The organism is Chromohalobacter sp. 48-RD10 (assembly GCF_029889785.1).
In the GTDB taxonomy this organism is placed as follows: domain Bacteria; phylum Pseudomonadota; class Gammaproteobacteria; order Pseudomonadales; family Halomonadaceae; genus Chromohalobacter.
Genome location: NZ_JARANX010000002.1, coordinates 302,027 through 325,538 on the forward strand (window position 1 = coordinate 302,027; position 23,512 = coordinate 325,538).

Consider the following 23,512-nt stretch of genomic DNA (forward strand, 5'->3'; position numbering starts at 1 on the left):
CGATGACGTGTGAGCGGTAATTGCGCCCATGCCCTCCACGCATGTCGATGCAACCGCACGCACAGCAGAGATGCCTTTCAACCAGGAGACGTCATGACAGCGGTCACGCTGAAGGTCTGTCAAGGTCGAGACATCACACCACACCTCGGGGCACTCGCCACACTGCGCATTGATGTGTTTCGTGACTACCCGTACCTTTACGATGGCGATGCAGAATACGAGGCACGCTATCTGGCCCGTTACGCCGACAATCCCGCCAGCCTTTTTGTACTGGCCTTCGCAGACGACACCGTGATCGGCGCGGCCACTGGCCAACCACTGGCCGACGAATGCGAGGAATTTCGCGCGCCCTTCGAACGCCAGCGGCCTGATCCCGAGCGCATATTTTATTATGGTGAGTCGGTACTGATCCCAGAATATCGCGGCCAGGGCATCGGCAAGGCCTTCATACACGAACGCGAGTCACATGCTCGCGCCCGCGGCTTCGAGGTGGCGGCGTTTTGCGCCGTGGAACGCGATCCATCTCACCCACGTCGCCCGGTGGATTACCAGCCCTTGGCCCCTTTCTGGGAACGTCACGGCTATCAGCGCCAACCCGACCTTTATACGCACTTTGCCTGGAAGGACGTGGACAGCGAACAGGCTACCGACAAACGCATGGTCTTCTGGCTCAAGGATTTGGCTTGATGCCCGACGCCCGCCAACCGGTCACGGTCGCCAGCGCTCAATATCTCATTTTTCGAGACGAGACCTGGCGGACATCGCCACCCTGCGACATCAAAGCCAAGAATCGCGCCAACTGGCCAGGCCAAGAGGCGGCGGCCTCCCAGGCGATCACCGTCCATGACCTGCGTTGAGTCGTATCGCTTTTGCCGCGTTTACGCCTTGACCGTACAATAGTCCCATTTACCGCGCCGCTTCAGGGCGACGCGATGTTAGGCCTCGAATCCAAGGAACCGCTTGTCCATGCGCGCCAGTCAATTGTTGCTCTCCACCCTCAAGGAAACTCCCGCCGACGCCGACATCGTCAGCCATCAATTGATGCTGCGTGCAGGCATGATTCGCCGCCTGAGCTCAGGTCTCTATACTTGGCTACCCTTGGGGCTGCGCACGCTTCGCAAGATCGAGAACATCGTGCGCGAGGAAATGAATCGCGCTGGCGCTCAGGAAGTCCTGATGCCAGCAATACAGCCGGCGGAATTGTGGCAGGAATCCGGCCGCTGGGACCAGTACGGCAACCTGCTGCTGCGCATTCGTGACCGCCATGATCGCGATTTCTGCTATGGCCCGACGCACGAGGAAGTGATCACCGATCTGGTGCGCAACGAAATACGCTCCTACAAGCAGCTGCCTTCCAACTTCTATCAGATCCAGACCAAGTTCCGTGACGAAACGCGTCCACGTTTCGGCGTCATGCGCGCGCGCGAGTTCATCATGAAGGATGCCTACTCGTTCGATATCGACCAGGCCGGTCTACAGCGTTCCTACGACGCGATGTATGACGCCTACATGCGCATCTTCACACGCCTAGGGCTAGATTTCCGCGCCGTGGAGGCCGACAACGGCGACATCGGCGGCACCGGCTCCCACGAGTTTCAGGTGCTGGCCGAGTCCGGCGAGGACGCAGTAGTCTTTTCCACATCGTCCGACTACGCAGCCAACATGGAGAAAGCCGAGGCGCTCCCCGCCCCGCTGGGGGATACCCCCGAGCGCGCCGCGCCCCAGGAAGAACTGCGTCTGGTCGATACGCCCAATGCGCGCACTATCGCCACCTTGGTGGAGCAGCATGGCCTGCCCATCGAGAAGACTATCAAGACACTGATGGTACACGCCGCCGAAGGAGGGCTGGTCGCCCTGCTGGTACGTGGCGATCACGAACTCAACGAGGTCAAGGCTGAGAACCTGCCCGAGGTTGCCGCGCCTCTGACCATGGCCAATGAAGCGGAAATTCGCCAGTCGGTGGGCGCCGGCCCCGGGTCACTGGGACCAGTCAATCTGGACATGCCGCTGATCATCGACCGTAGCGTAGCGCTAATGAGCGACTTCGGTGCCGGCGCCAACACCGACAGCCAGCACTATTTCGGCATCAACTGGGAACGCGACGTCGCCCTGCCCAAGGTGGCCGACCTGCGCAACGTGGTCGAGGGTGATCCCTCGCCGGATGGCAAGGGCACACTGGCCATCGCACGCGGCATCGAAGTCGGCCACGTCTTTCAGCTAGGTACAAAATATTCCACGGCGATGAATGCCACCGTGCTCGACGACAGTGGCCAGGCAGTTCCACTGCTGATGGGCTGCTATGGCATTGGCATCACCCGCGTCGTCGCCGCCGCTATCGAGCAGAGCCACGATGCCGGAGGCATCATCTGGCCGAATGCCATCGCCCCGTTCGAAGTCACGCTCGTGCCCATGAACGCGCATAAATCCGAGCGCGTTCGCGAGTATGCCGAAACCCTTTATCAGCAACTAAGCGATGCTGGCGTCGACGTACTGATCGATGATCGCGACCTGCGTCCTGGCGTCAAATTCGCCGACCAGGAGCTCACTGGGATTCCGCACCGCATCGTGATCGGTGAGCGCGGCCTCGATAACGACGAACTGGAATACAAGGGGCGCCGGGATAGTGAGGTCACCATGGTGCCCGCCGACACGATGCTCGATTTCCTGCGTCAACGCCTGACCTCCTGAGCGATACCGGGGCCTGCCCTGCGCGGCATGCCCCTCGTTAATGCACTCAAACGCACCTCGATGCGCCGCTATTGCTTGCGATCCTCGACCTCGGATGCCGTCACGTCGTTCTCCAATGGGTGGCCCTTGGCAAGTTCAGCGCGCCTCGCCGGGCGGACATCGAGAATTTCGACACGAAACACGAGGTCCTGCCCCGCCAGCGGATGATTGGCATCTACCGTCACCTGCGTATCATCCGCCTCGATCAAGGTCACCGTACGTGGTCCATCGGGACCCTGCGCCTGAAACCGCATGCCCGGTGACAACTCTTCGACGCCGGGAAAGGCCGTGCGCGCCACCGTCTGCACGAGATCAGGCTCATGCGCCCCATAGGCCTCTTCGGGCGTCAGGTTGATCTCGCGGGTATCGCCGCCGGAAAGCTCCTCCAACGCCGCCTCCAGACCTGGCAGGATATTGGCGTGGCCATGCAAGTATTCGAGCGACTCCTCGCGTCGACGCGAGTCGTCGAGCACACGGCCGGCCGAGTCGTACAGCACATAATGCAGACGAACGACATGTTGCGGCGAGATAGTCATGAAAACTCCTGGTCTTTAAAGCATTGAGCGGCGTGTCATGTCGTGCGGCGTAGATCGCCCACCGGTAACTCGAGGCGCTGTTGATGATGCAGCATGCTGAGCAGGACAATGGCGCGCTCTTCGCCCTTCTGGGCCTCGAAAACGGCCTTGAGCGCCTGAAAGGGGCCTTCGGTGATCTCGACGATTTCACCGGGACGAAAGTAGACGTTGCCCGCCTCACGCTCCGTCTCATCGCGCTGGGAACGGGCGATCAGCATCTCGACCAGCGTGTCCGGCACGGGCAGTGGTTCGTCGCCGAACGCTACCAGCCTCAACACGCCGCGCGTGGATCGTATGGGGCGCCAATTGCTGGCCACCCGATCGAGACGAATGAACAAATAGTGAGGAAACAAGGGTTCGGCGATCCAGACCAGCTTGTTGCGGCGCTTCTTCTGTACCTCGAGCACCGGATGAAAGACACGATAGCCTTGATTGGTCAAATGTTCACTGGCACGAAAGGACTCCCCGCCCTTGCACTGCACCACATACCAGCGTGGGCAGGCGGCCGCGTCGTCGAACGCGCTTGGATCGAGCTGATCGGTCATGTCCTCTGGCCTTCATCGTCGGGGTATGCCACGGTACGCAACCTGCATTCTAGCCACGCGCCTGGGGCGCGGGGGCCGTTGCCGTGCAAACGTTGCATTCTAGCATTGTGCCGGATTCATGTCCGAGCCGCATCGGGCGGCTCGCTCACGGGAGGAACCGATGACTCACGATGTCGCACACCGCCGCTGGCGCGACGCCTTGGCGGTTTATCTGCAGGCACCGGTCATCACCATGCTATTTCTCGGCTTCGCCGCCGGCCTACCGTTCCTGCTGGTGTTCTCGACGCTCACGGCGTGGTTACGCGACGCCGGAGTGGATGTCGCCGCCATCGGATTCTTTTCATGGATCGGCATTCTCTATTCGATCAAGATCGTCTGGGCACCGGTCGTCGACCGTGTCGCCCTGCCCGGCGTGGGCCGCTGGTTCGGCCAACGCCGCAGTTGGATGCTCGGCGCTCAGTTGACGATCAGCGCAGGACTGCTGGGCCTGGCCGCTCTCTCGCCGCCCGCGCATCTCATCCCCATCGCTGGCCTATCTCTGCTGGTCGCGTTCGGCGCAGCGACACAGGATATCGTCATCGATGCCTATCGCATCGAGTCCGCCGAGGAAAGCGTGCAGGCCGCCATGGCCTCGACCTATATCATCGGCTATCGCGGCGGGCTGCTCGCCGCTGGCGCCGGGGCGCTTTACATCGCCGACGCGGTCTCCTGGCATGCCGCCTACGCGTGCATGGCAGCACTCGTCGGGGTCGGCATAATCACCACCCTGGTGAGACCGGAGCCGCAACGCTCGACGCTTGGCATCCAGCTCGCCAGCGAACCACGCGTTCGCGCATTCTTGTACCAGCATCGGCACGCGCCTCGACGGCGGCGACGCTTGGGCGCCTGGGTCATCGGGGCCATCGTCTGCCCTTTCACCGATTTCTTCGCCCGCCACGGACGCACGGCTTTGTGGTTCTTGCTGTTCATCGGTCTCTACCGTATCAGCGATTTGGCGATGGCCGCGATGGCCAACCCGCTCTACATCGACCTGGGCTTTAGCCTCTCCGAGATTGCCAATGTGACCAAGGTATTCGGCATCGCCATGAGCATTCTCGGCGGTGTGGCCGGCGGGCTATTGGTAGTGCGCTTTGGACTGGGACGAATGCTGGTGGCAGGCGCCCTGGCGACCGCCCTCACCAACCTGATGTTCGTGGCCTTGGCCAACGCGGGGCACAGCTTTCCCATGCTGGTCATGACCATCATGGGCGACAACCTCGCCAATGGTCTGGCGAGCACGGTCTTTATCGCCTTTCTCTCGAGTCTGACGTCACGTGCCTACACGGCAACGCAGTATGCCTTGTTCTCCTCGCTGATGACGCTACCCGGCAAGTTTCTCGGCGGCTTCTCGGGGCTGGTAGTGGATGGCGTCGGGTATACGGGCTTCTTTACCGTCAGCGCAGCCCTAGGCGTGCCCGCCGTGCTACTCGCGCTCTGGCTCGCTCGTACGCAGCGCTGAACATGCCCCCGACGCTGGCACGTTGACGCATGACGAATCTCAACGATGGGGATCCAACCATGCCATGGCCCCCGGTGTGGCCATCCACTGATCGCGCATCAACTGGCGATACTGCCACGCCTCGGCACGCGTTCCCGGCGCCGGCGCATCGACGGCCAGCGCCACCGGCTTCGGCTTCTCGTCGCACAGCATCGGCACCAGATAGGGATTGGCCCGCTGGGCGAAGGCTAGCGCCTCGTCAGCCTCGTCAGGGCGCGCCAAACGATACAAGGCGAGCACACGCGCCATGGTCACGCCGATCATCTCTTCCTCATCGTGCGCGCCGCTGAGTTCGGCGGCCTCGTCGTCACGTCCCTCACGCAGCAACTGATCGAGCACCAACTCGCGCAACCCCAGGTCATCTTCTTCGTCGAGCTTGAGCACCCGTTCGGCGAGATGCCGCGAACGCGTCCGCGCGCCGCGTTCCATTCCCACGATCAGCGCCAAGGCGCAGCGCAGCAAAGTAGCATTGTCGGCGTCATCCCAGGCGAAAGGGCCTTGCTGCGTCTCGAGTTGTGATAGCCACGCCTCGAACCTCGCCGCCAGTGGCGCAAAGAAGCGCTCCGCCATCCAAGGCAGGCTTCCAAAACGATTGGTCAACGCAAGGCTCAGCGATTGCATTACCGCTGGCGAGCTCAGCCATTCGGGATGAGCACACAAGGCGGGCAGCCATTCTCCCGCGTTTTCCCAGGGGTCGGACTCGAAACTCAGTGCAGCATCTTCGTCGATGGTTACCTTGAAATACTCGAACCACGCCGCGAAGGCGGTATCCTCTCGGGCCGTGGCATGATATTCCACGTAACCCTCCGGCGTGCGCGACAATTGCAACTGAGGCGGCGCCTCCAGGGTATCGAGCAAGGCGGCAAGCGCCGCCAACGGCTCAGCCAGATCCTCCTCGGAGTTGATCATCTGTTCGGCCAGGGTCGCCTCGGGATTGGCGGCCAGGTCGGCCAAGAACTGTAGCTGATCGGATTCGAGGTCGGAACGCTTGGAGAGACGACGCCACCAGAAATGCGCCCGGGCTCGGGCTTCTTCGGGATGACCTTCATGCAGCAACAGCATAGACTCGATATAGGCCAGCGTCGGCGAATCGGGCAGCGTCTGCTGGGCCCGCACGAAGGCTTCCCGGGCACTGGCCAGATCGTCGCTGTCGAGATGCATCAAGCACAGGCGCTCGAGCGCCACACCGCGCAGGAAGGTCGGGCCACGTTCCAGGACCTCGTCGAGTAACGCCGCTCGCTTGCGATGAAAACCGCGCGACTGATAGAGATCGACGAGAATTTCAAACGCCGGCTCGGCCTGCTCAGGCAAGCGCGACCAGTCACGCTCGCTGGAGAAGAGGCTTTCGAGGATCTGCTGGGCACGACCGCGCTGACCGCTTTCGGCGGCAATCAAACCGGCTTCCAGCAGTGCCTGATCCGGCGCTTTGCCGCTCCCCAGAGCCGCCTTGAGTGTCTCGCCCGTCCATTCCTTGAGCGATAGCATCCACATCAGGTGCGAGGGAACCGCCCCCGGCAGTGTCACCGCACCACAGCATTGCTTGGTCTTGCGCCCTGAATCGCACCAGCAGAGCTCGTTACGCCCCGGCCACGCCAAAGGTTCGGGATCGAAACCCAGCCGCACCAGCGGCGTCTCGTTCCACAACAAGGGCGCCAAGGCCTGTGCCATGCTCAGGTCACCGCCGACACGTACCACTCCTTCGTCACGCGCCCAGATCATCAGCGCCGGATAGTGCTCGTTGTCGCGTATCGCCTTCAACGCGCCGCTGGCGTATCCCAGCAATTGTTCCACCCATGCGGCCAGCATCGCGACCCTCCAGAAAAAATCGCTTTATTCTAGCATGTCCGACGAGCAAGCCTCATCCGTCTACCGCTTGGTGCACCCATGCGGCTTTTCGGGTATTGTCGCCGCTTGTCCGAACCCTGCCATGTAAGGGATGTCATCGTGCTCCTGCCGTTGCCGTTTCAGCGTAAAGCATCGCCCGCTCAAGAAACCTCACAGGTTCGCCTCGAACGCGAAGGACGCCACGAAATCCGGCGCATCACCGCCGCCGTCGAGAAGGTGCCCTGGTCAGTCAATCTGATGCAGATCCTATGGACAGCCGGTCCGGTGACACTGCTCGGCGCCTGGGGCGGCTATCTGCTGGGATACGGCAAGGCACCGACCACGGAAAACTATGTCTTCTTCATTTCGTACACGGTCATTACCGGCGCTGCGGGGATTCTGGCCAATCTCGGCTACCAGCTCACTCAGGGACGCAAGGTCGAGAAGACATCCGCGCAGATCGAGCAGGTCATCAAGACCTTGCCCGAGCTACTACTGGTCACGCGCGATTTGATCGTCGAAAGCCACGAGGGCGATGCCCGGCGCCGCGAAGCCGCCGCCATGTTGCTACGCAAGCATGACCTCTCGCCAGAGGGCGTCGAGTTGGCGGCCATCGAACTCCTCGACGACCGCGAAAGCGCACGTCTCATCGGCCAGATCGACGTCTACCGCCGGGTCGGCTTGCACGCCCGCATCCGAGATCTCGTCACTCAATACCGCGACACGGTAGAACCTCAACTCAACGCCCTCTACGACACCGCACCTATCGCCACACACCTGCTGCGTGAGCGCTTCGAAGGCCGTGCCCCCGATCTCCATCAGGGCGTACCGCGCGACGAAAACTTCGTCGAGCGCGTCATGGCAGCCATCGAGCAGGACAACGACCTGCTGATGACGCTTCAGGACGTCGAGGAAATGTTGATCCTTGCTTTCGAGTTGATCAGCGGGCGCAAGATTCCGGTGCTCTCGTTCGAGTATCGCGGACGCTGGCGCCTCGCCCAGGCGTTCGACAACCTGGAAGAGGCACGTGCACGCCAGCGCATCGCGCAAGCGACCGGCCTCTCGCGCCTCAAGGCGCTCAACGTCTATCTAGCCGAACAATCCGGTACCCTGGTCGAGGACAGTGCCTCGGGGCTGCGTGCCGAACTGTTACTCGAGCGTTCGGTAAAGGCGATGGACGCGCTGGCCGAACAGATCGTGCATCTCGCCCAGGCCGTGGAAGCCGGCCAAGAAGAACGCAAGCGCGCGCTCCGCACCAAGGCGGACATCCTTGCCAATGCCATCCAACTCTACAAGAGCGTTTCCAGCGCCTATGAGCAAGTGGGCCGTAGTCATGCCCAATTGATCAAGTCGGTGGAACGTTGGGAGCGCATCACCGCCAGCCTGTCCGACGACACGATGCGTCTACGCCTGGGGCCGGGGCGACAGGGGCTACGTATCCGTGAACGCTCCATCGCCCTGGATGACGAAGCCAAGGCACGAGTCTGCAAGCATCTCGCACGCTACTTGAGCCAGACAGGCATCACATCACGTCATCACGAGGTATGGCGTGGCGCGCACCGTGAGACCCAGCTCAGTGTCGGCGTGGATGCCGCCAAGCGCTTGGCCATTGAGATATTCATCGCCCTCGAACCTCACGTGGGACTCTCGCAACCCGCCACGCAGCGTGCCATCAACAGCTCCAATGCCGCCGATTTTGGCCAGATCGAGCCCAACCTGTCGGCGGCTGCCAAGGCTGCGCTCGGCGCGTCGATGGTTCGCGAAGTGGATACCGAGCTGTCACGCGCGGCAGAGTCGTTAGCATTGGCATTGGTGCGTCACTATCGCGTGGAACTCGAACCGGCGGCCATCGAGTTTCTCAAACGCCAGTATGGCGCCCGTGACAGCACGTTGCAGATGCTTTCCAACATTAACCTGACGGGACGCGACGCCCGCAATATCAGCTTTCTCAGTCATCGCCCGCCCGCCGTGGGAACGCCACATCGCGACTGGTATCGCGCCCTGGTGCGTGCGCGGCGTCTCTTCGGACGCCGCTAGACTCTGCCCGAAAACTGGCTGCGCGCTGCGTCGATTCGGCCCACGCATCGGATCGAACGTGGCAGAATAAGCGTCATGTTCATGCTGGATAGCCTAACGTCATGCGCCTGATCGTCGCCGAAAAGCCCAGTCTGGCACGCGCCATCGCCGAGGCCTTGCCTACCAAGGCGCAACGCCGGGACGGATACCTCGAATGCGGGGAGACCTGCATCAGTTGGTGCGTCGGGCATCTCCTCGAACAGGCACCCCCCGACGCCTATGACGCACGCTACCAGCAATGGCGCCTCGACGATTTGCCCATCGTGCCAACGCAATGGCAACTCATGCCGCGCGCCAAGGCTCGTGCGCAGTTGGCCGTGATTCGCAAACTTCTCAAGCGCGCCGATAGCGTGGTGCATGCCGGCGATCCGGACCGCGAGGGCCAATTGCTGGTACAGCAGGTCATCGAACGCCTCGGCTGGCGTGACCCGATGTCGCGATTGTTGATCAGCGACCTCAACCGCCCCGCCGTAAAGCAGGCACTGCAACGCCTCGAGGACAACGCACGCTATCAGTCACTTTTCGCGGCTGCCGAAGCACGCTCACGCGCCGACTGGCTGTATGGCATCAACCTGTCGCGCGCCTGGACCTTGACCGGTCGCCAAGCCGGTTACTCGGGCGTACTCTCGGTGGGGCGCGTACAGACGCCGGTCTTGGGACTCATCGTGCGCCGCGATCTGGAGATCGAGCGCTTCGTCTCGCGCCCCTTTTATACGCTGTGGGCGGATCTGGTCGTCGAGCACGGCGCGCTACGTGCCTGGTGGCAACCGCAGCCGCCGCATCCGCTCGACGATCAAGGGCGACTGTTGGCGCGCTCGCCCGCCGAGGCGTTGGCGGCACGCCTGCCCAGCGCCGAAGGGCACCTCAGCGCCCTGCAAAGCAAGAAGAAATCCCAGACAGCACCGCTGCCGTATTCGCTGTCGTCGTTACAGGTCGATGCCGCACGCCGTTACAAGCTACCGGCCAAGCGTGTACTGGATATCTGCCAGACGCTCTACGAGCGTCATCAGCTCATCACCTATCCACGTTCCGACTGTCGCTACCTGCCCGAAGGCCATTTCGCCACGGCGAAACAGACACTCTCCAAGGCCTGCGCCTCTGACGAAATCCTCACCGGCTGGCTGCGCGGCGCGGACTTCAAACGCCGCTCACGCGCCTGGAACGACAAGCAGGTCGGCGCCCACCACGCGCTGGCGCCCACCGGCCGCCCTTTCGACGCGGCCCGCTTATCCAATGATGAGGCCAACGTTTTCCGGCTGATCGCCCGCAACGTGCTGGCGCAATTCTACCCGCCGCTGGAAACGCGCGACGTCAAGGCCGAGTTCTCGATCCTCGAGGAGTGCTTTCGCGCCCAAGGCCGCGAGATACTCGTGCCCGGGTGGAAACCGCTATTCACCACGCGCGATGAAGCACCGGTGCTGCCCACGTTGCGCGAAGGCGAAACCGCTCGGATCCAGGCGTGCGCGGTGGAGGATCGTCAGACACGCCCGCCGGAGCCGTTCTCCGACGCCAGCCTGATCAAGGCGATGATGAACATCGCCCGCTACGTCGATGATGACGCGGTGCGTCGTACCCTGCGCGACACCGACGGTCTAGGCACCGAGGCGACACGCGCCAGTATTCTGGAGACGCTCATCACGCGCGGCTACGTGATCCGTCAGCAAGGCACACTGCGTGCCACACGCACCGGACGCGCATTGATTCAGGCCTTGCCGGATACCGCCACGCGCCCCGAGCGCACCGCTCTCTGGGAACAGCGCCTGGCCGAGATCGCCGAGGGCAATGCCGACGCCACCGCGTTCCTCGACACTCTGGTGGGCGATGTTCGCCAACTACTGAGCCAGGCGGATACCGAGCGCATGCGCCAGGCCCTGGCCACGCCGGGTGGCGCCGAGCCCACCGCACCATCACGGGGTAAGCGCCGCAACGCCAGGCGCAGCGCAAGCGACAAACCGTCGACCACGCAGCGGCGCACCCGAAAACGCACCACGCCTCGAAAAGCCACCACGAAAAAAGGCGATACCTGATGCGCACATCGCCTACGTGGTGGATTCTCGGTGCCGGCGCGCTGGGGCGACTCTTCGGCGCCCGCTTGACGACCACACTATCGCTACACTTGATCGGCCGTCGCCCTGACGACGGCCCGCTCCGCTATCACGCCCCTTGCGGCGAGATCCATGACGTAGATGTGGCGCGCACCACTCTCGCCACCCTGGCATTGCACACACATGCTCGCCCTGCGCTGGTCGTGCTCGCCACCAAAAGCTATGCCACCCTGACGGCCGTCGAAGAACTCGCAGGCCATGTCGATCCCCAAACGCCTCTGCTGTCATTGCAGAACGGCTTCAGCATACAGCCTCGGTTAGCGAAGATCTGGGCCGGCCCGGTGCTCTGCGCGAGCACCACCGAAGGCGCCTATGTCGAGGGCGAAACGGGTGTCGTACATGCCGGTACGGGCACCACCTGGATCGGCGATATCGACAACACCTGGCCTATCCTGGCGCGTGACAGCGTGTATTGGCTCAATCAGGCAGGATTCAGTGCCTATCACGATGTCGCGATCGTCCAGCGCCTGTGGCACAAGCTCGCCATCAATGCCGCGATCAACCCACTCGTAGCCCGCTATCGGATTCGTAACGGCCAGTTGCGCGATCAGCCTTTTCGCCGCATGGTCGACAGCATCATCAACGAGATCGGCCCCTTGCTCGAGGGTGAAGGCGTCGTTCCGCCACCAGCAGGCTGGCATACGCTCGTCTGGGAGGTCATCGGGGCCACGGCCAATAACCGCGCCTCGATGCTGCAAGATGTCCTCGCCGGCAGACCGACCGAGCGCGAGGCCATACTGGGGCCGTTGCTGGCCATCGCCAAGCGCCAACGATGCACCGCGCCGACACTCGAGACGCTGTATCATGACACCCCATCATGAAGGCCCGGACCACGACGAGCGGAGACTCCATGCGCCACCGCCTCTTCATCACGCTGTTATTGGCTTTCTTGCTCCCCGGGTTCGGCCACGTGTTCCTGCGACGCTGGGGCTGGGCCGCGCTATGGCTGGGCGGATTCATCGCTCTGATGGCGCTGATGATGATCCCCCTTCGCTGGCTAGGTCTCATCTGGTTGCTTCTGTTACTCGTGCTGTGGGCAGCAAGCATGGTGCATGCAGCCACATTGGCGCGCGCTAAAGCTAAAGCATCCACCGGACACCAACACGGAGCGTCATGACAATGATGTCGCCCACGCGTCTGCGCGATCCATACTTCATCTACCACTACCGCCATCGATTGCATGTCCTGCGTACCTCGCTGGCGTTGGCGATCACCTTCATCGTCATCCTGACCTTGCAGATCCCTCATGGCAGCTGGGCGCTGGTCAGCACGATGATGGTGATGGGCAATCTGCCGCATATTGGCGGCGTCATCGACAAGGGTGGGCAACGCCTTCTGGGCACAGTGCTCGGAGCGATCTGGGGCATCCTGCTGGTACTGATTCCCGCGCCGGCTCAGTGGGTAGTGCCGGCCTGGACTCTGATCGGCATCGCGGTCGCTACGCACACCACCTTCGCCACGCGCTATGGCTATAGCGCGCTGATGTTTGGCGTGACATTGCTGATGGTGGTGGGTGACGGCCATCAGGATTTGGGAATCGCCCTGTGGCGCGCCTTCGACGTGCTGATCGGGACGAGCATCGGCATCCTCGCGACCTTGTTCATTCTGCCCCAGAAAGCCACCGACCTCTTGCGTTTCCTGCTCGCCGACAACCTCGACAAGCTGGCACGCCTGTATCATGCGCATACCAATGCGACGCAGCATGACGACGTCGATACGCACCAATTGCTGAAGAGCACGACGGATCAACTGGTCAAGCAACGCGGCCTGGTAGATGCCATTCACAGCGAACGCCGTCTGCATCGCGATGACCTGGAACGCATTCTGTCGCTGGAACGACGCATGCTGTCGACGATCGAGCTGCTTCTGGAAACTCACTGGGCCACGCGGGCCGGTCACGACATCATCGCCGAACTCGATGGCTTGCGGGACGAACAGCACCGACTGGCGCGCGCGCTAGGCAGCCTGGCTTTCCAGGTACGCACGGGGCAGGCCATCGACATCACGGTGGTCGCCTTCGACTTGCAGCGCCATGCACAAGCCACCCTGGAGGCGCGTGGCGAAAATGAACGCGCCTTGTTCAGCCCAAGCGGCTACCTGTGGCTCAACCGTGAGTTGGCACGCCTCACGCAGGCACTCATCGACACCTTGCAGACACTCGAGCGACTGCCCAGCGCCCGCTTGCGTCGCCGCGCCTCGCGTCACACCCTGATTCGCGATCACCTGGCGATGCCATTGGATACCTCGCGTAGTGACCTGGAACGCAGCGAGGATGACGCACGCTGATGCTCAGCATCGGTGGGCGCCAGTCTTCATAAGCGTCACCGTCCCAACGGCATCGCCTCCAGTAGCCGTATACGCAACAGGCGACGCGAGGTGGGCGCCGCGCTATCCGGCCACAGCCAAATAACGCGACGCCCGATGCGCAAACCGATCAACCACGCGCCGATACGCAGTGGTCTTGGTGCAGCGTTCTGCCACTGCCCCGAGACCTCACGCCATTGCCATGTGGCGTGCTCCCCATCGAGGCACTCCCGCAATTCCCAACGCCGCTGACCACGCCACCAGTAGCCCACCAGTGCGGCACCGCTAAGCGATACCACAGACGTCAGCCACCATGTACTCAGCATGAACATCAGGACACTCACCACTCCCCAGACGAGGGCCTGAAGTGCCAAGTCGAGCCTAGAGGGTACGATACTGATTGTTGGAAGTGGTTTCGGCATAATCGATGATCATTTGGACAATGCGCCGCAGTCCGGCGTCGGCAGGCCACTCTCGACGCATCAGCCAGATGAAGAGGTCCTGGTCTTCCTGATCGATCAGCGTTTGATAACGGGCCTTGTCCGCATCATCGAGCTGCGGATAGCAATGTTCGAGAAACGGGATCAGCAGTAGATCCAGCTCCCACATGCCACGCCGCGAGTGCCAGTAAAGCCGTTTGATGGTTACATCGTCCTGCATGGAGACTCCCAAGCGATGTCATGACATGAATAAGCGACGAGTATACCCGAGGACTTGGCGAAACACATCGTACCCATTCCTTGCTCAAAACCGGTTAAGATGGACTTGCAATGTGCTAGTGCGTTGTTTTATCAAGATTTGAGCAGTATGCTGAATTCACAACAATACCGTGGTTGTTTTACTACCACGTTCAGTGGAACGGCAAAGTCGCTTGGAGACATTCGATGACCAAGTCCGAGTTGATTGAACAGATTGCCATTCGGCAGCCCGAGCTATCGGCCAAAGAGGTCGAGGCAGCGGTCAAGATCATCATCGAAGACATTACCCATTCGCTTTCCAGCGGTGGGCGTGTCGAAATTCGCGGGTTCGGTAGCTTCTCCCTACATTTTCGGGAGCCCCGGATCGGACGCAACCCCAAAACCGGCGACCCCGTCGATCTGCAGGGCAAATTCGTGCCGCATTTCAAGCCCGGTAAGGAATTGCGCGAACAGGTCAACGCTAGCCGTGCACTCGGCTACTGAAGCCCCAAGGGCGCCATATCTCCATGCAAAAGGAACCTGCCCATGCGTTGGTTTAAAGGTGTCGTGCTGGCCATCATCTTGCTGGTCGTCCTGTTGCTCGGCATCCTGTTTGCCGTCAATAACCAACAAGCCATGCCGCTCGACTTGATATGGGTCGAACTGCCGCCCGCCTCGCTGTCTCTTTGGTTGCTGATATCGCTGGCCTGCGGCGTGATTCTCGGCATGCTGGCCATGACCGGCATCTATCTGCGGCTGCGCACGCTTCTGACCCGTGCCCAGCGCCACAATCAACAGCAGCGCAAGGAACTGGATCGGCTACGCACCCAGGAGTTCAAGGAAGCGCCCTGAATGCTTGATCCGCTGCTGCTTGGCCTATTGGTCGCGGCGATTGCCATCGGTTGGTGGCTCGGACGTCGCGAGCGCTGGCGCGCTCGCGAACGCCTATCTCCCGAAGTGTCGTTGCCCAGGGACTACTTCATTGGTCTCAACCATCTGCTCAACGAGCAGCCGGATCAGGCCATAGAGACTTTTGTGCAAGCGCTCGAGGTCAACAGCGACACCATCGAGACACACATTGCGCTGGGTAACCTGTTCCGATCGCGCGGCGAAGCCGACCGCGCGGTCAAGATCCATCAGAATCTGTTGGCACGCCCGACGCTGACCCCTTATCAAAGCGGGCTCGTGCAACTGGAACTGTCACGAGACTTCCTGAACCTGGGATTGCTCGATCGCGCCGAACGCCTTCTGCAAACACTAGTGAAGGACACTCTCGACGAGGGACTGCGTGACGCTGCCAAACGCCTACTGGTCGATCTGCTACAGCGAGAGAAGGAATGGCAACAAGCGCTGGATGTGGCTACGCCGCAGCTCATCCGCCAGGATGCCGATATCAAGCGCGCTGCCGCTCACTGGCTTTGCGAACTCGCCCAACAGGATCGGCATAATGCGAGCCCCAGCGTAGCCCGCAAGCGTCTGCGCCAGGCACTATCGACCGATGAACGCTGTGTCCGAGCCACTTGGCTGCTTGCTGAGCTGGAGCGGGATACCGGCCACTACAAGGCCGTAATCCGCCATCTCAAGCGCATCCCCGAGCAAGACCCGGGCTTCCTTCCGGTCATCCTCGAGCCTTTGCACGAGGCGTATCGCCGTCTGGAGGACGAACCGGGCTGGCGCGCATTTCTCGAGACCAAGCTGCAGGAAACGCACTTCACCAGCGTCGTGGTCATGCTCGCGGCCTCCCGACTCAATGCCGAAGGCCAGGACGCCGCCATCGAGTTGATCAGTGAACAGTTGCAAGCGCATCCCAGCCTGCGTGGCGTCGATTATCTCATGGACCTTTATCTGATCGGCGAGGACCATGGCGACCGCGAGCGCCTGCTGCTGCTCAAACAGCACACCCATAAACTACTCGCGGCACGTCCCCGCCACCGTTGCCATCGCTGCGGTTTCGGCAGCGCCCAACTGCATTGGCAATGCCCGCGCTGCCACAGCTGGGGCACCACCAAGCCCATCACAGGGCTGGAAGGCGAATAGCCGCTAGCGGCTGATCTCCTGCTCGATTGCGGCCAACGCCACCATCGGATCCGAGGCTTGCGTCACCGGCCGACCGATCACTAGATGCGTGCTCCCGGCCGCCAACGCCCGTGCCGGCGTCAACGTACGGCGTTGATCATCGCCTGTCGAAGCGTTGGGGCGTATACCCGGCGTGACCTTCAAGAAAGTATCGCCACATAGTGCGCGCAACGCCGTCGCTTCTTGCGCTGAACACACCACCCCCTCCATGCCGCTACGTTGCGAGAGCGTCGCCAAACGTTTGACCTGAGACAATGTGTCGCTATCGACGCCAATTTCGACGAGGTCTTCACGCGCCATACTGGTGAGCACTGTCACTGCTATCAGATGCGTGGCGAGCCGCCGCTTCTCGAGTCGTTCTCTGGCCGCTTCCATCATCCGCTGCCCGCCACCCGCATGGACGTTAACCATCCATACGCCATGGTCCGCCGCCGCTTCGACGGCCCCCGCCACCGTATTGGGAATATCGTGAAACTTGAGATCCAGAAACACCTCGAAGCCACGTGAATGCAGTGCTTCGAGTATCCGCGGGCCACTGCGCGTGAATAGCTCCTTGCCAACCTTGACCCGGCAGCGCGCGGGGTCCAGCCGATCGGCCATGGCAAGCGCCTGGTCAAGGTCAGAGTGGTCGAGAGCGATGATCAACGGCGTATCGGGGCGCGGCATGATGTCTCCTGCGAACAATATTATGGCAGCGGCAGTATACCGCTGCCCCACTCCGCCACCTAGCACCTGGCAGGTCTTCCGCCTCGCCCTTTTTATAAGAAAAACTTCATATTGTAGTCAATATCCTACAAAAATTGTCAGTAAACGATTACATCCCGACCATGAAAATCTGAGTATGGTTAAGTTTCTAAATAAGAGATACCTAAAGGACTGATCGCATGAACAAACTGCTTAGCGGTGCTCTACTGACACTGGCGCTGAGTGTCACTACCCTCGCAATCGCCCAGGAAGACGCCCCGGGTCCTATCGACATCAATCAAGCTTCTGTTGAAACCCTGACCCAACTACCGGGCATCGGCGCCGTCAAGGCACAGGCGATCATCGAGGATCGCAACGCCAATGGATCTTTCGCCTCGGTCGATGATTTGACCCGCGTCAAAGGCATCGGCGAAGGAACGGTGGAAGACCTGGATGATCGCATCACGTTCTGATGCCGCCCTATCGACGCTCGCACGGATAGCATCCAGCGAGCGTCTTTTCGGCCAATATCAGGTTTCATCTGAAGAGTATACGAGACATCAGATCCTCAGCCCGCCCGCGTACTTCAGCCCGCTACCGCACTACAACACTCGCCCCGTTAAGTCATCGTTTGGCACGATATAACGCGTACTCGACGTGATACCATCCGGTCTCTCAGCACGCTTGCATCCAGCGCATCGTTTCCCTTGCAATTCACACTCATGCCACCATCTACTGGGAAGTCGAAATCAAACGGAGCTGCCATGCCACTGTTACTTTTCATTACGCTTTTCGGGCTACTCGATTTCGTAGTGCTGTTCGCGATCGGGGGACAGATAGGTCTGCTTCCGACGTTGGCATTGGTCCTGCTATCCGGCGCCCTAGGCCTCCATTTGATTCGACGCGAAGGAGTGCAGACCCTGCAACGCGCCCAGGCCCGCTTCACTCAGGGAGAAATTCCCTCGGACGAGTTGATTACAGGGGCCGCCCTGATCTTCGGTGGAGCATTACTGGTTACCCCCGGTTTTCTATCGGACGGTTTGGGGCTGCTTTGCCTTATCCCGAGTAGCCGCCGCTTGCTGGGCCGCAGCCTGCAACGTGGTGGATGGCGCGGCCGAATGTTTACCATGGGTGCCGATGGCGCAACTCAGGAAAAAACCCGGGACGATGACTGGCACGAGCACACGCGGCGCACGAACAAGGCCTCACAAAATAGCCAGACGAATGACGAGCAACCGATCGAAGGTGACTACATAGGGAAAGATGATTCCCGGCATTGAAAAAATTCATGAAGAGCCCTTGAAAGTGGATACGTCGACCCAATCAAGGCCTTAACAGATGATTCGGCCGTAATGCTCTGATGCATCGGCCTTATAAACAGAAGGCACAGCCTTCACCCTTGAGCTTGGCTCAACGGGATTATCCTATGATCCATAGAACCATCAGGAGAACGTGAGCAATGAAAATCCGTCCTTTGCACGACCGCGTCGTCGTCCGTCGCATGGAAGAAGAGCAAAAAACCTCTGGCGGCATCGTGCTTCCGGGTAACGCTCAAGAGAAACCGACCCGCGGTGAAGTCCTTGCTATCGGCAACGGTCGTATTCTCGAGAATGGCGAAGTGCGCCCGCTGGACGTCAAGGTGGGTGATACCGTGATTTTCAAGGATGGCTTTGGCGTCGAGAAAGAGAAAATCGACGGCGAAGAAGTCCTGATCATGAGCGAAAGCGATATTCTGGCCGTTGCCGAGTAATTCACAACGCTCACCAATCACATTTTCGTTTCACGTTTGCGCGACTTGATCGCGCCATTAATGGGAAGAGCTAGAAATGGCAGCTAAACAGATCAAATTCTCCGATGATGCCCGCAAGCGCATGGCGCGCGGTGTTAACACCCTGTCCGACGCCGTCAAGGTCACCCTCGGGCCTAAAGGGCGTAACGTCGTACTGGAAAAATCCTTCGGTTCTCCGACCGTAACCAAGGATGGGGTCTCCGTCGCCAAGGAACTTGAGCTCAAGGACAAGTTCGAAAACATGGGCGCGCAGATGGTCAAGGAAGTTGCTTCCAAGACCTCTGACGTGGCCGGTGATGGTACCACTACCGCCACCGTTCTTGCCCAGTCCATTGTCACTGAAGGCATGAAAGGCGTGACGGCGGGCATGAATCCGATGGATCTCAAGCGTGGCATCGACCATGCCGTCGACGCCGCCGTAAAGGAAATCCATAAGCTTTCCGTGCCGTGCACCGATGCCAAGGCCATCGCCCAGGTGGGAACCATTTCCGCGAATGGCGACAAGCGTATCGGTGAAATTATCGCCGATGCCATGCAGAAAGTCGGCAAGGAAGGCGTCATCACCGTTGACGAAGGCCGTGGCTTCGAAGACGAGCTGGAAGTCGTCGAAGGTATGCAGTTCGATCGTGGCTACCTGTCGCCTTACTTCGTGACCAACCAGGACACCATGATGGTGGAACTGGAAGATCCGCATCTGCTGATGGTCGACAAGAAGATCTCCAACATCCGCGAATTGCTGCCGGTGCTGGAAGCAGTTGCCAAGTCCGGTAAGCCATTGGGCATTATCGCCGAAGACATCGAAGGCGAAGCGCTGGCAACACTGGTGGTCAACACCATGCGCGGCATCGTCAAGGTTGCAGCGACCAAGGCACCCGGTTTCGGCGATCGCCGCAAAGCCATGCTTCAGGACATCGCCATCCTTACCGGTGGCACCGTGATTTCCGAAGAAGTCGGCCTGACGCTCGAGCAAGCTAACCTGGATCACCTGGGTAGCGCCAAGCGTGTCACCATGTCCAAGGAAAGCACCACCATCATCGATGGTTCCGGCGTCGAGTCCGACATCGAAACACGTGTTGGCCAGATCCGCGCTCAGATCGAAGACACCAGCTCCGACTACGACCGCGAAAAACTTCAGGAACGTGTCGCCAAGCTGGCCGGCGGTGTCGCCGTCATCCGCGTGGGTGCCGCGACCGAGTTCGAGATGAAAGAGAAAAAGGCTCGCGTCGAAGATGCGCTGCACTCCACACGTGCCGCCGTCGAAGAAGGCGTCGTGCCTGGCGGTGGTACCGCACTGGTACGCATCCTTGGCAATCTCGCCAACCTCAAAGGTGAGAACGAAGACCAGACCCACGGCATTGCCATCGCCTTGCGTGCCATGGAATCGCCGCTGCGTCAGATCGTGACTAACGCAGGTCAGGAAGCGTCTATCATCGTCAATCAGATCAAGGCCGGTGAAGGTAACTACGGTTACAACGCACAAACCGGTGAGTATGGCGACCTGTTCGACATGGGCGTTCTCGATCCCGCCAAGGTTACACGTAGCGCGATGCAATCCGCAGGCTCCGTGGCTGGCTTGATGATCACCACCGAAGCCATGATCGCCGACGACCCGGATGAGCAAGAATCCGGCGGTGGCGGTGGCGCACCGGACATGGGCGGCATGGGAGGTATGGGCGGCATGATGTAATCGCCGCCTACTGACTCCCGGGCGCTGTCCCGTGACTCGAACCCCTGCCGGGCAACCGGTGGGGGTTTTTCATGTCAGAGGAATGGATCAGTCGTAGCTCGTAGCTCGTAGCTCGTAGCTCGTAGCTCGTAGCTCGTAGCTCGTAGCTCGTAGCCCAAGTACACTATCTCCCTGCCTTCGACTGTATCGCGATTTTTATGCTTTCCAATATACGTATCGTACTCGTCCAGACATTCCACCCCGGCAACATTGGCCAGGCCGCACGTGCCATGAAAACCATGGGCCTAGGGGACCTAGTACTGGTCAATCCACGCCGCTTTCCCGACGCAGAGGCCACTCGGCTAGCCGCTGGTGCGACCGATGTGCTCGACAACGCACGCGTCGTCGAACACATTTCACAAGCCGTCGGAGATTGCGTCCAGGTCATCGGCGCCAGCGCCCGCCTGCGTAGCCTCCCTCTACCCCATTTCGATGATCCCGAGCCCATGGCCGTGCAAATGGTCGAGTATGCACATGAAGCCCCGGTGGCACTGGTGTTCGGCCGTGAGCGCTTCGGCCTGACCAACGATGAAATTCGGCATTGCACGCACCAGGTCAGCATCCCCGCCAACCCCGATTACAGTGTCCTCAATCTGGCACAAGCCGTGCAGATACTCGCCTACGAAGTACGCCGTGCATGGCGTCACCAAACCCCCAGCGCCACTCAGCCCAAGTCCAAGCAGCCCGCCTTACCGACGCGCGAACAGATGGCTCACTTCGAGACTCACCTGCACCAAGCGCTGTCGTCCTCGGGATTTCTGACTCAGCCTCATGCACGCACTGAAGATCATCTACACGCACTTTTCTCCCGTGCTCAACCGACTCGCAAGGAGCTCTCCATCCTGCGCGGTGTCTTGACGACATTGGAAAATGCCGGCACAAAACGCGATGACTGAGGTAAAAGCCAGTCATCCCGAAGAATCAGCCATCTGCCCGACATAAAAAAACCGCGCCTCTTGGAGGCGCGGTTTTTCGTACGGCTCGATAAAGCACTCGCCGCCGCGCCAAGACGCGGCGGCAATGTGGCTTATTCGCCGCCCATCTGCTGCTTGATCAAATCACCGATAGTAGTCGGGCCTGACTCCGGCTCGGCTTCCTGATCGCGCAATTTGCCCATCGCACGGCGTGTATCGACCTGCTCTTTCGCCTTGACAGACAGGTTGATCGCACGATTCTTGCGATCGACACCGACGATCTTGGCTTCGACGCTATCACCTTCGTTGAGCACATTGCGTGCATCTTCGACGCGATCGGGGCTGATTTCGGAGGCCTTGAGTACCGCCACGACATCAGTCGCCAATTCGACATGCGCTTCCTTGGCATCGACTTCGACAACGCGACCGGTGACGATGGCACCCTTGTCGTTGACGGCCAAGTACTCGGAGACCGGATCGGTTTCGAGCTGCTTGATGCCGAGCGAGATACGCTCACGTTCCGGATCGATCGAGAGGATGACCGCTTCGGCTTCGTCGCCTTTCTTGAACTGGCGCACGGCTTCTTCGCCGGTTTCACTCCAAGAAATATCGGACAAGTGAACCAGACCGTCGATACCACCTTCCAAGCCGATGAAGATACCGAAGTCGGTGATCGACTTGATGGTGCCCGAAACGCGATCGCCCTTGTTATAGCGCGCGCTGAAGTCTTCCCACGGGTTGGTGGTGCACTGCTTGATACCCAAGGAGATACGACGACGTTCTTCGTCGATATCCAGCACCATGACTTCCACATCATCGCCGACCTGGACGACTTTCGAGGGATGAATGTTCTTGTTGGTCCAGTCCATTTCCGAAACGTGAACCAAGCCTTCGACACCTTCCTCGAGTTCGGCAAAGCAGCCGTAGTCGGTCAGATTGGTGACGCGGGCATTGACGCGGGTGTTTTCCGGATAACGATCCTTGATGTTGACCCATGGATCTTCACCCAGCTGCTTCAAGCCGAGAGACACACGGTTGCGCTCGCGATCGAACTTGAGCACCTTGACGTTGACCTCATCGCCAACCGCAACGATCTCGCTGGGATGCTTGATGCGCTTCCACGCCATGTCGGTGATGTGCAGCAGGCCATCGACGCCGCCCAAATCGACGAACGCACCGTAGTCGGTAAGGTTCTTGACGATACCGTCGATCTGTTGACCTTCCTGAAGCGTCGACAGAAGCGCTTCACGCTCAGCGCTGTTCTCGGCTTCGAGCACGGCACGGCGCGAGACCACAACGTTATTACGCTTGGGATCGAGTTTGATGACCTTGAAGTCCAGCTCTTTATGCTCGAGGTGAGCAGTATCGCGTACAGGACGGACGTCAACCAGAGAACCGGGCAGGAAAGCGCGGATGGAAGAGACATCGACCGTGAAGCCGCCCTTGACCTTGCCGTTGATCACGCCCTTGACGATTTCGTCCTTCTCGAAGGCCGCTTCCAGCTCTTTCCAGGCCTCGGCACGCTTGGCCTTTTCGCGAGACAGACGCGTCTCGCCGAAGCCGTCTTCAACGGCTTCAAGGGCAACCTTGACTTCATCGCCCACGGAGATAGTCAATTCGCCGTTGTCATCACGGAACTGTGCCACGGGGATTTGCCCCTCGGACTTCAGACCCGCGTTGACGGTAATCCAGTCACCTTCGATGTCGACCACGGTTGCCATGACGATGGCACCGGGTTCCATATTGATGTCCTGGAGAGACTGTTCGAACAGTTCAGCAAAGCTTTCGCTCATGTTGTTCCTACGTGATCAACGTTAATAGCGGCCAGGCCGCTCATTCTCCGCACCACCAGCAAGCGCGGGCCTTTCCTACATATCCCTGGGGACGTTGGCGCTGGTTCGACCTGCGAAGGCTCTCGGTTATCGCCCGCGCACGTCATGACGTCTGACCAGG

At 60.4% G+C, this 23,512-nt stretch carries 24 protein-coding genes; 17 read left to right on the forward strand and 7 right to left on the reverse strand.

The window, feature by feature from the left end; translation table 11 throughout:
* Positions 1 to 93: 93 nt before the first annotated feature.
* The 3 genes from OP496_RS04310 to OP496_RS04320 all read left to right on the forward strand — a co-directional run bounded on the left by OP496_RS04310 (position 94) and on the right by OP496_RS04320 (position 2,688).
* Entirely contained in the window at positions 94 to 687 is a 594-nt protein-coding gene (locus OP496_RS04310; protein WP_280562249.1) for a GNAT family N-acetyltransferase, read from the forward strand.
* Complete coding sequence (locus tag OP496_RS04315) at positions 687 to 857, forward strand: hypothetical protein (RefSeq protein ID WP_280562250.1); 171 nt, start codon at positions 687 to 689, stop codon at positions 855 to 857. Before OP496_RS04310 ends, OP496_RS04315 begins: the two co-directional genes overlap by 1 nt.
* A 109-nt stretch (positions 858 to 966) precedes the next feature.
* Positions 967 to 2,688: a proline--tRNA ligase gene (locus tag OP496_RS04320; RefSeq protein ID WP_280562251.1), complete on the forward strand. Its 1,722-nt coding sequence runs from the start codon at positions 967 to 969 to the stop codon at positions 2,686 to 2,688.
* Positions 2,689 to 2,756: 68 nt separating this feature from the next.
* Here the strand turns inward: OP496_RS04320 and OP496_RS04325 are convergent, their stop codons facing one another.
* Positions 2,757 to 3,263, reverse strand: coding sequence for a peptidylprolyl isomerase (locus OP496_RS04325; RefSeq protein WP_280562252.1), 507 nt, complete (start codon positions 3,261 to 3,263; stop codon positions 2,757 to 2,759).
* 35 nt (positions 3,264 to 3,298) lie between these two features.
* The gene (gene rfaH / locus OP496_RS04330) at positions 3,299 to 3,847 is read right to left on the reverse strand and encodes a transcription/translation regulatory transformer protein RfaH (RefSeq protein WP_280562253.1); all 549 of its coding nucleotides are present in this window, start codon (positions 3,845 to 3,847) and stop codon (positions 3,299 to 3,301) included.
* Positions 3,848 to 4,007: 160 nt separating this feature from the next.
* On the opposite strand from rfaH, the gene OP496_RS04335 reads away from it, so the two are divergent.
* Positions 4,008 to 5,345 (forward strand): AmpG family muropeptide MFS transporter, encoded by a 1,338-nt coding sequence (locus tag OP496_RS04335; protein WP_280562254.1) that lies wholly within the window; start codon positions 4,008 to 4,010, stop codon positions 5,343 to 5,345.
* A gap of 39 nt (positions 5,346 to 5,384) precedes the next feature.
* On the opposite strand, the gene OP496_RS04340 is transcribed toward OP496_RS04335, so the two are convergent.
* A complete protein-coding gene (locus tag OP496_RS04340) occupies positions 5,385 to 7,190 on the reverse strand; it encodes an SEC-C domain-containing protein (RefSeq protein WP_280562255.1) in 1,806 nt (601 codons plus the stop codon).
* Positions 7,191 to 7,328: 138 nt separating this feature from the next.
* On the opposite strand from OP496_RS04340, the gene OP496_RS04345 reads away from it, so the two are divergent.
* The 5 genes from OP496_RS04345 to OP496_RS04365 all read left to right on the forward strand — a co-directional run bounded on the left by OP496_RS04345 (position 7,329) and on the right by OP496_RS04365 (position 13,675).
* Complete coding sequence (locus OP496_RS04345; RefSeq protein WP_280562256.1) at positions 7,329 to 9,245, forward strand: hypothetical protein; 1,917 nt, start codon at positions 7,329 to 7,331, stop codon at positions 9,243 to 9,245.
* Positions 9,246 to 9,346: 101 nt separating this feature from the next.
* Complete coding sequence (locus OP496_RS04350; RefSeq protein WP_280562257.1) at positions 9,347 to 11,311, forward strand: DNA topoisomerase III; 1,965 nt, start codon at positions 9,347 to 9,349, stop codon at positions 11,309 to 11,311.
* The gene (locus OP496_RS04355; RefSeq protein ID WP_280562258.1) at positions 11,311 to 12,210 is read left to right on the forward strand and encodes a ketopantoate reductase family protein; all 900 of its coding nucleotides are present in this window, start codon (positions 11,311 to 11,313) and stop codon (positions 12,208 to 12,210) included. Before OP496_RS04350 ends, OP496_RS04355 begins: the two co-directional genes overlap by 1 nt.
* A 29-nt stretch (positions 12,211 to 12,239) precedes the next feature.
* Positions 12,240 to 12,506 carry a hypothetical protein gene (locus OP496_RS04360; RefSeq protein WP_280562259.1) on the forward strand — a complete coding sequence of 89 codons (267 nt, stop codon included), beginning with the start codon at positions 12,240 to 12,242 and terminating at the stop codon, positions 12,504 to 12,506.
* Positions 12,503 to 13,675, forward strand: a complete 1,173-nt coding sequence (locus tag OP496_RS04365; RefSeq protein ID WP_280562260.1) for an FUSC family protein — start codon at positions 12,503 to 12,505, stop codon at positions 13,673 to 13,675. Before OP496_RS04360 ends, OP496_RS04365 begins: the two co-directional genes overlap by 4 nt.
* Before the next feature lie 35 nt (positions 13,676 to 13,710).
* Here OP496_RS04365 and OP496_RS04370 read toward each other — a convergent pair whose 3' ends face one another.
* On the reverse strand, positions 13,711 to 14,067 hold the full coding sequence (locus OP496_RS04370; RefSeq protein ID WP_280562261.1) for a hypothetical protein: 357 nt from the start codon (positions 14,065 to 14,067) through the stop codon (positions 13,711 to 13,713).
* Between the two features lie 7 nt (positions 14,068 to 14,074).
* Positions 14,075 to 14,353 carry a succinate dehydrogenase assembly factor 2 gene (locus tag OP496_RS04375; protein WP_280562262.1) on the reverse strand — a complete coding sequence of 93 codons (279 nt, stop codon included), beginning with the start codon at positions 14,351 to 14,353 and terminating at the stop codon, positions 14,075 to 14,077.
* Positions 14,354 to 14,577: 224 nt separating this feature from the next.
* On the opposite strand from OP496_RS04375, the gene OP496_RS04380 reads away from it, so the two are divergent.
* Genes OP496_RS04380 through lapB form a run of 3 tightly spaced genes read left to right on the forward strand, consistent with a single transcriptional unit; the run spans position 14,578 to position 16,407 of the window.
* Positions 14,578 to 14,874: an integration host factor subunit beta gene (locus OP496_RS04380; RefSeq protein WP_280562263.1), complete on the forward strand. Its 297-nt coding sequence runs from the start codon at positions 14,578 to 14,580 to the stop codon at positions 14,872 to 14,874.
* A gap of 42 nt (positions 14,875 to 14,916) precedes the next feature.
* Complete coding sequence (locus tag OP496_RS04385) at positions 14,917 to 15,222, forward strand: lipopolysaccharide assembly protein LapA domain-containing protein (RefSeq protein ID WP_040241700.1); 306 nt, start codon at positions 14,917 to 14,919, stop codon at positions 15,220 to 15,222.
* Positions 15,223 to 16,407 carry a lipopolysaccharide assembly protein LapB gene (gene lapB / locus OP496_RS04390; protein WP_280562264.1) on the forward strand — a complete coding sequence of 395 codons (1,185 nt, stop codon included), beginning with the start codon at positions 15,223 to 15,225 and terminating at the stop codon, positions 16,405 to 16,407.
* Positions 16,408 to 16,410: 3 nt separating this feature from the next.
* On the opposite strand, the gene pyrF is transcribed toward lapB, so the two are convergent.
* A complete protein-coding gene (gene pyrF / locus OP496_RS04395) occupies positions 16,411 to 17,112 on the reverse strand; it encodes an orotidine-5'-phosphate decarboxylase (RefSeq protein ID WP_280562265.1) in 702 nt (233 codons plus the stop codon).
* A gap of 218 nt (positions 17,113 to 17,330) precedes the next feature.
* Between pyrF and OP496_RS04400 the strand changes: the two genes are divergently transcribed.
* The 5 genes from OP496_RS04400 to OP496_RS04420 all read left to right on the forward strand — a co-directional run bounded on the left by OP496_RS04400 (position 17,331) and on the right by OP496_RS04420 (position 21,541).
* A complete protein-coding gene (locus OP496_RS04400) occupies positions 17,331 to 17,603 on the forward strand; it encodes a ComEA family DNA-binding protein (protein ID WP_280562266.1) in 273 nt (90 codons plus the stop codon).
* Positions 17,604 to 17,894: 291 nt separating this feature from the next.
* On the forward strand, positions 17,895 to 18,410 hold the full coding sequence (locus OP496_RS04405) for an FxsA family protein (RefSeq protein WP_280562267.1): 516 nt from the start codon (positions 17,895 to 17,897) through the stop codon (positions 18,408 to 18,410).
* A 179-nt stretch (positions 18,411 to 18,589) separates the two neighbouring features.
* A complete protein-coding gene (locus tag OP496_RS04410; protein ID WP_280562268.1) occupies positions 18,590 to 18,880 on the forward strand; it encodes a co-chaperone GroES in 291 nt (96 codons plus the stop codon).
* A gap of 76 nt (positions 18,881 to 18,956) precedes the next feature.
* Positions 18,957 to 20,606 carry a chaperonin GroEL gene (gene groL / locus OP496_RS04415; RefSeq protein WP_280562269.1) on the forward strand — a complete coding sequence of 550 codons (1,650 nt, stop codon included), beginning with the start codon at positions 18,957 to 18,959 and terminating at the stop codon, positions 20,604 to 20,606.
* A 197-nt stretch (positions 20,607 to 20,803) separates the two neighbouring features.
* On the forward strand, positions 20,804 to 21,541 hold the full coding sequence (locus OP496_RS04420) for a TrmJ/YjtD family RNA methyltransferase (protein WP_280562270.1): 738 nt from the start codon (positions 20,804 to 20,806) through the stop codon (positions 21,539 to 21,541).
* A 131-nt stretch (positions 21,542 to 21,672) separates the two neighbouring features.
* On the opposite strand, the gene rpsA is transcribed toward OP496_RS04420, so the two are convergent.
* Positions 21,673 to 23,352, reverse strand: a complete 1,680-nt coding sequence (gene rpsA / locus OP496_RS04425) for a 30S ribosomal protein S1 (RefSeq protein ID WP_280562271.1) — start codon at positions 23,350 to 23,352, stop codon at positions 21,673 to 21,675.
* Between the last annotated feature and the right edge of the window lie 160 nt (positions 23,353 to 23,512).

Bases quoted from the DNA above. Each gene is read 5' to 3' on its own strand.
- OP496_RS04310 (WP_280562249.1), top strand. From the start codon at position 94: ATGACAGCGGTCACGCTGAAGGTCTGTCAAGGTCGAGACATCACACCA.
- OP496_RS04315 (WP_280562250.1), top strand. From the start codon at position 687: ATGCCCGACGCCCGCCAACCGGTCACGGTCGCCAGCGCTCAATATCTC.
- OP496_RS04320 (WP_280562251.1), top strand. From the start codon at position 967: ATGCGCGCCAGTCAATTGTTGCTCTCCACCCTCAAGGAAACTCCCGCC.
- OP496_RS04325 (WP_280562252.1), bottom strand. From the start codon at position 3,263: ATGACTATCTCGCCGCAACATGTCGTTCGTCTGCATTATGTGCTGTAC.
- rfaH (WP_280562253.1), bottom strand. From the start codon at position 3,847: ATGACCGATCAGCTCGATCCAAGCGCGTTCGACGACGCGGCCGCCTGC.
- OP496_RS04335 (WP_280562254.1), top strand. From the start codon at position 4,008: ATGACTCACGATGTCGCACACCGCCGCTGGCGCGACGCCTTGGCGGTT.
- OP496_RS04340 (WP_280562255.1), bottom strand. From the start codon at position 7,190: ATGCTGGCCGCATGGGTGGAACAATTGCTGGGATACGCCAGCGGCGCG.
- OP496_RS04350 (WP_280562257.1), top strand. From the start codon at position 9,347: ATGCGCCTGATCGTCGCCGAAAAGCCCAGTCTGGCACGCGCCATCGCC.
- OP496_RS04355 (WP_280562258.1), top strand. From the start codon at position 11,311: ATGCGCACATCGCCTACGTGGTGGATTCTCGGTGCCGGCGCGCTGGGG.
- OP496_RS04360 (WP_280562259.1), top strand. From the start codon at position 12,240: ATGCGCCACCGCCTCTTCATCACGCTGTTATTGGCTTTCTTGCTCCCC.
- OP496_RS04365 (WP_280562260.1), top strand. From the start codon at position 12,503: ATGACAATGATGTCGCCCACGCGTCTGCGCGATCCATACTTCATCTAC.
- OP496_RS04375 (WP_280562262.1), bottom strand. From the start codon at position 14,353: ATGCAGGACGATGTAACCATCAAACGGCTTTACTGGCACTCGCGGCGT.
- OP496_RS04380 (WP_280562263.1), top strand. From the start codon at position 14,578: ATGACCAAGTCCGAGTTGATTGAACAGATTGCCATTCGGCAGCCCGAG.
- OP496_RS04385 (WP_040241700.1), top strand. From the start codon at position 14,917: ATGCGTTGGTTTAAAGGTGTCGTGCTGGCCATCATCTTGCTGGTCGTC.
- lapB (WP_280562264.1), top strand. From the start codon at position 15,223: ATGCTTGATCCGCTGCTGCTTGGCCTATTGGTCGCGGCGATTGCCATC.
- pyrF (WP_280562265.1), bottom strand. From the start codon at position 17,112: ATGCCGCGCCCCGATACGCCGTTGATCATCGCTCTCGACCACTCTGAC.
- OP496_RS04400 (WP_280562266.1), top strand. From the start codon at position 17,331: ATGAACAAACTGCTTAGCGGTGCTCTACTGACACTGGCGCTGAGTGTC.
- OP496_RS04405 (WP_280562267.1), top strand. From the start codon at position 17,895: ATGCCACTGTTACTTTTCATTACGCTTTTCGGGCTACTCGATTTCGTA.
- OP496_RS04410 (WP_280562268.1), top strand. From the start codon at position 18,590: ATGAAAATCCGTCCTTTGCACGACCGCGTCGTCGTCCGTCGCATGGAA.
- groL (WP_280562269.1), top strand. From the start codon at position 18,957: ATGGCAGCTAAACAGATCAAATTCTCCGATGATGCCCGCAAGCGCATG.
- OP496_RS04420 (WP_280562270.1), top strand. From the start codon at position 20,804: ATGCTTTCCAATATACGTATCGTACTCGTCCAGACATTCCACCCCGGC.
- rpsA (WP_280562271.1), bottom strand. From the start codon at position 23,352: ATGAGCGAAAGCTTTGCTGAACTGTTCGAACAGTCTCTCCAGGACATC.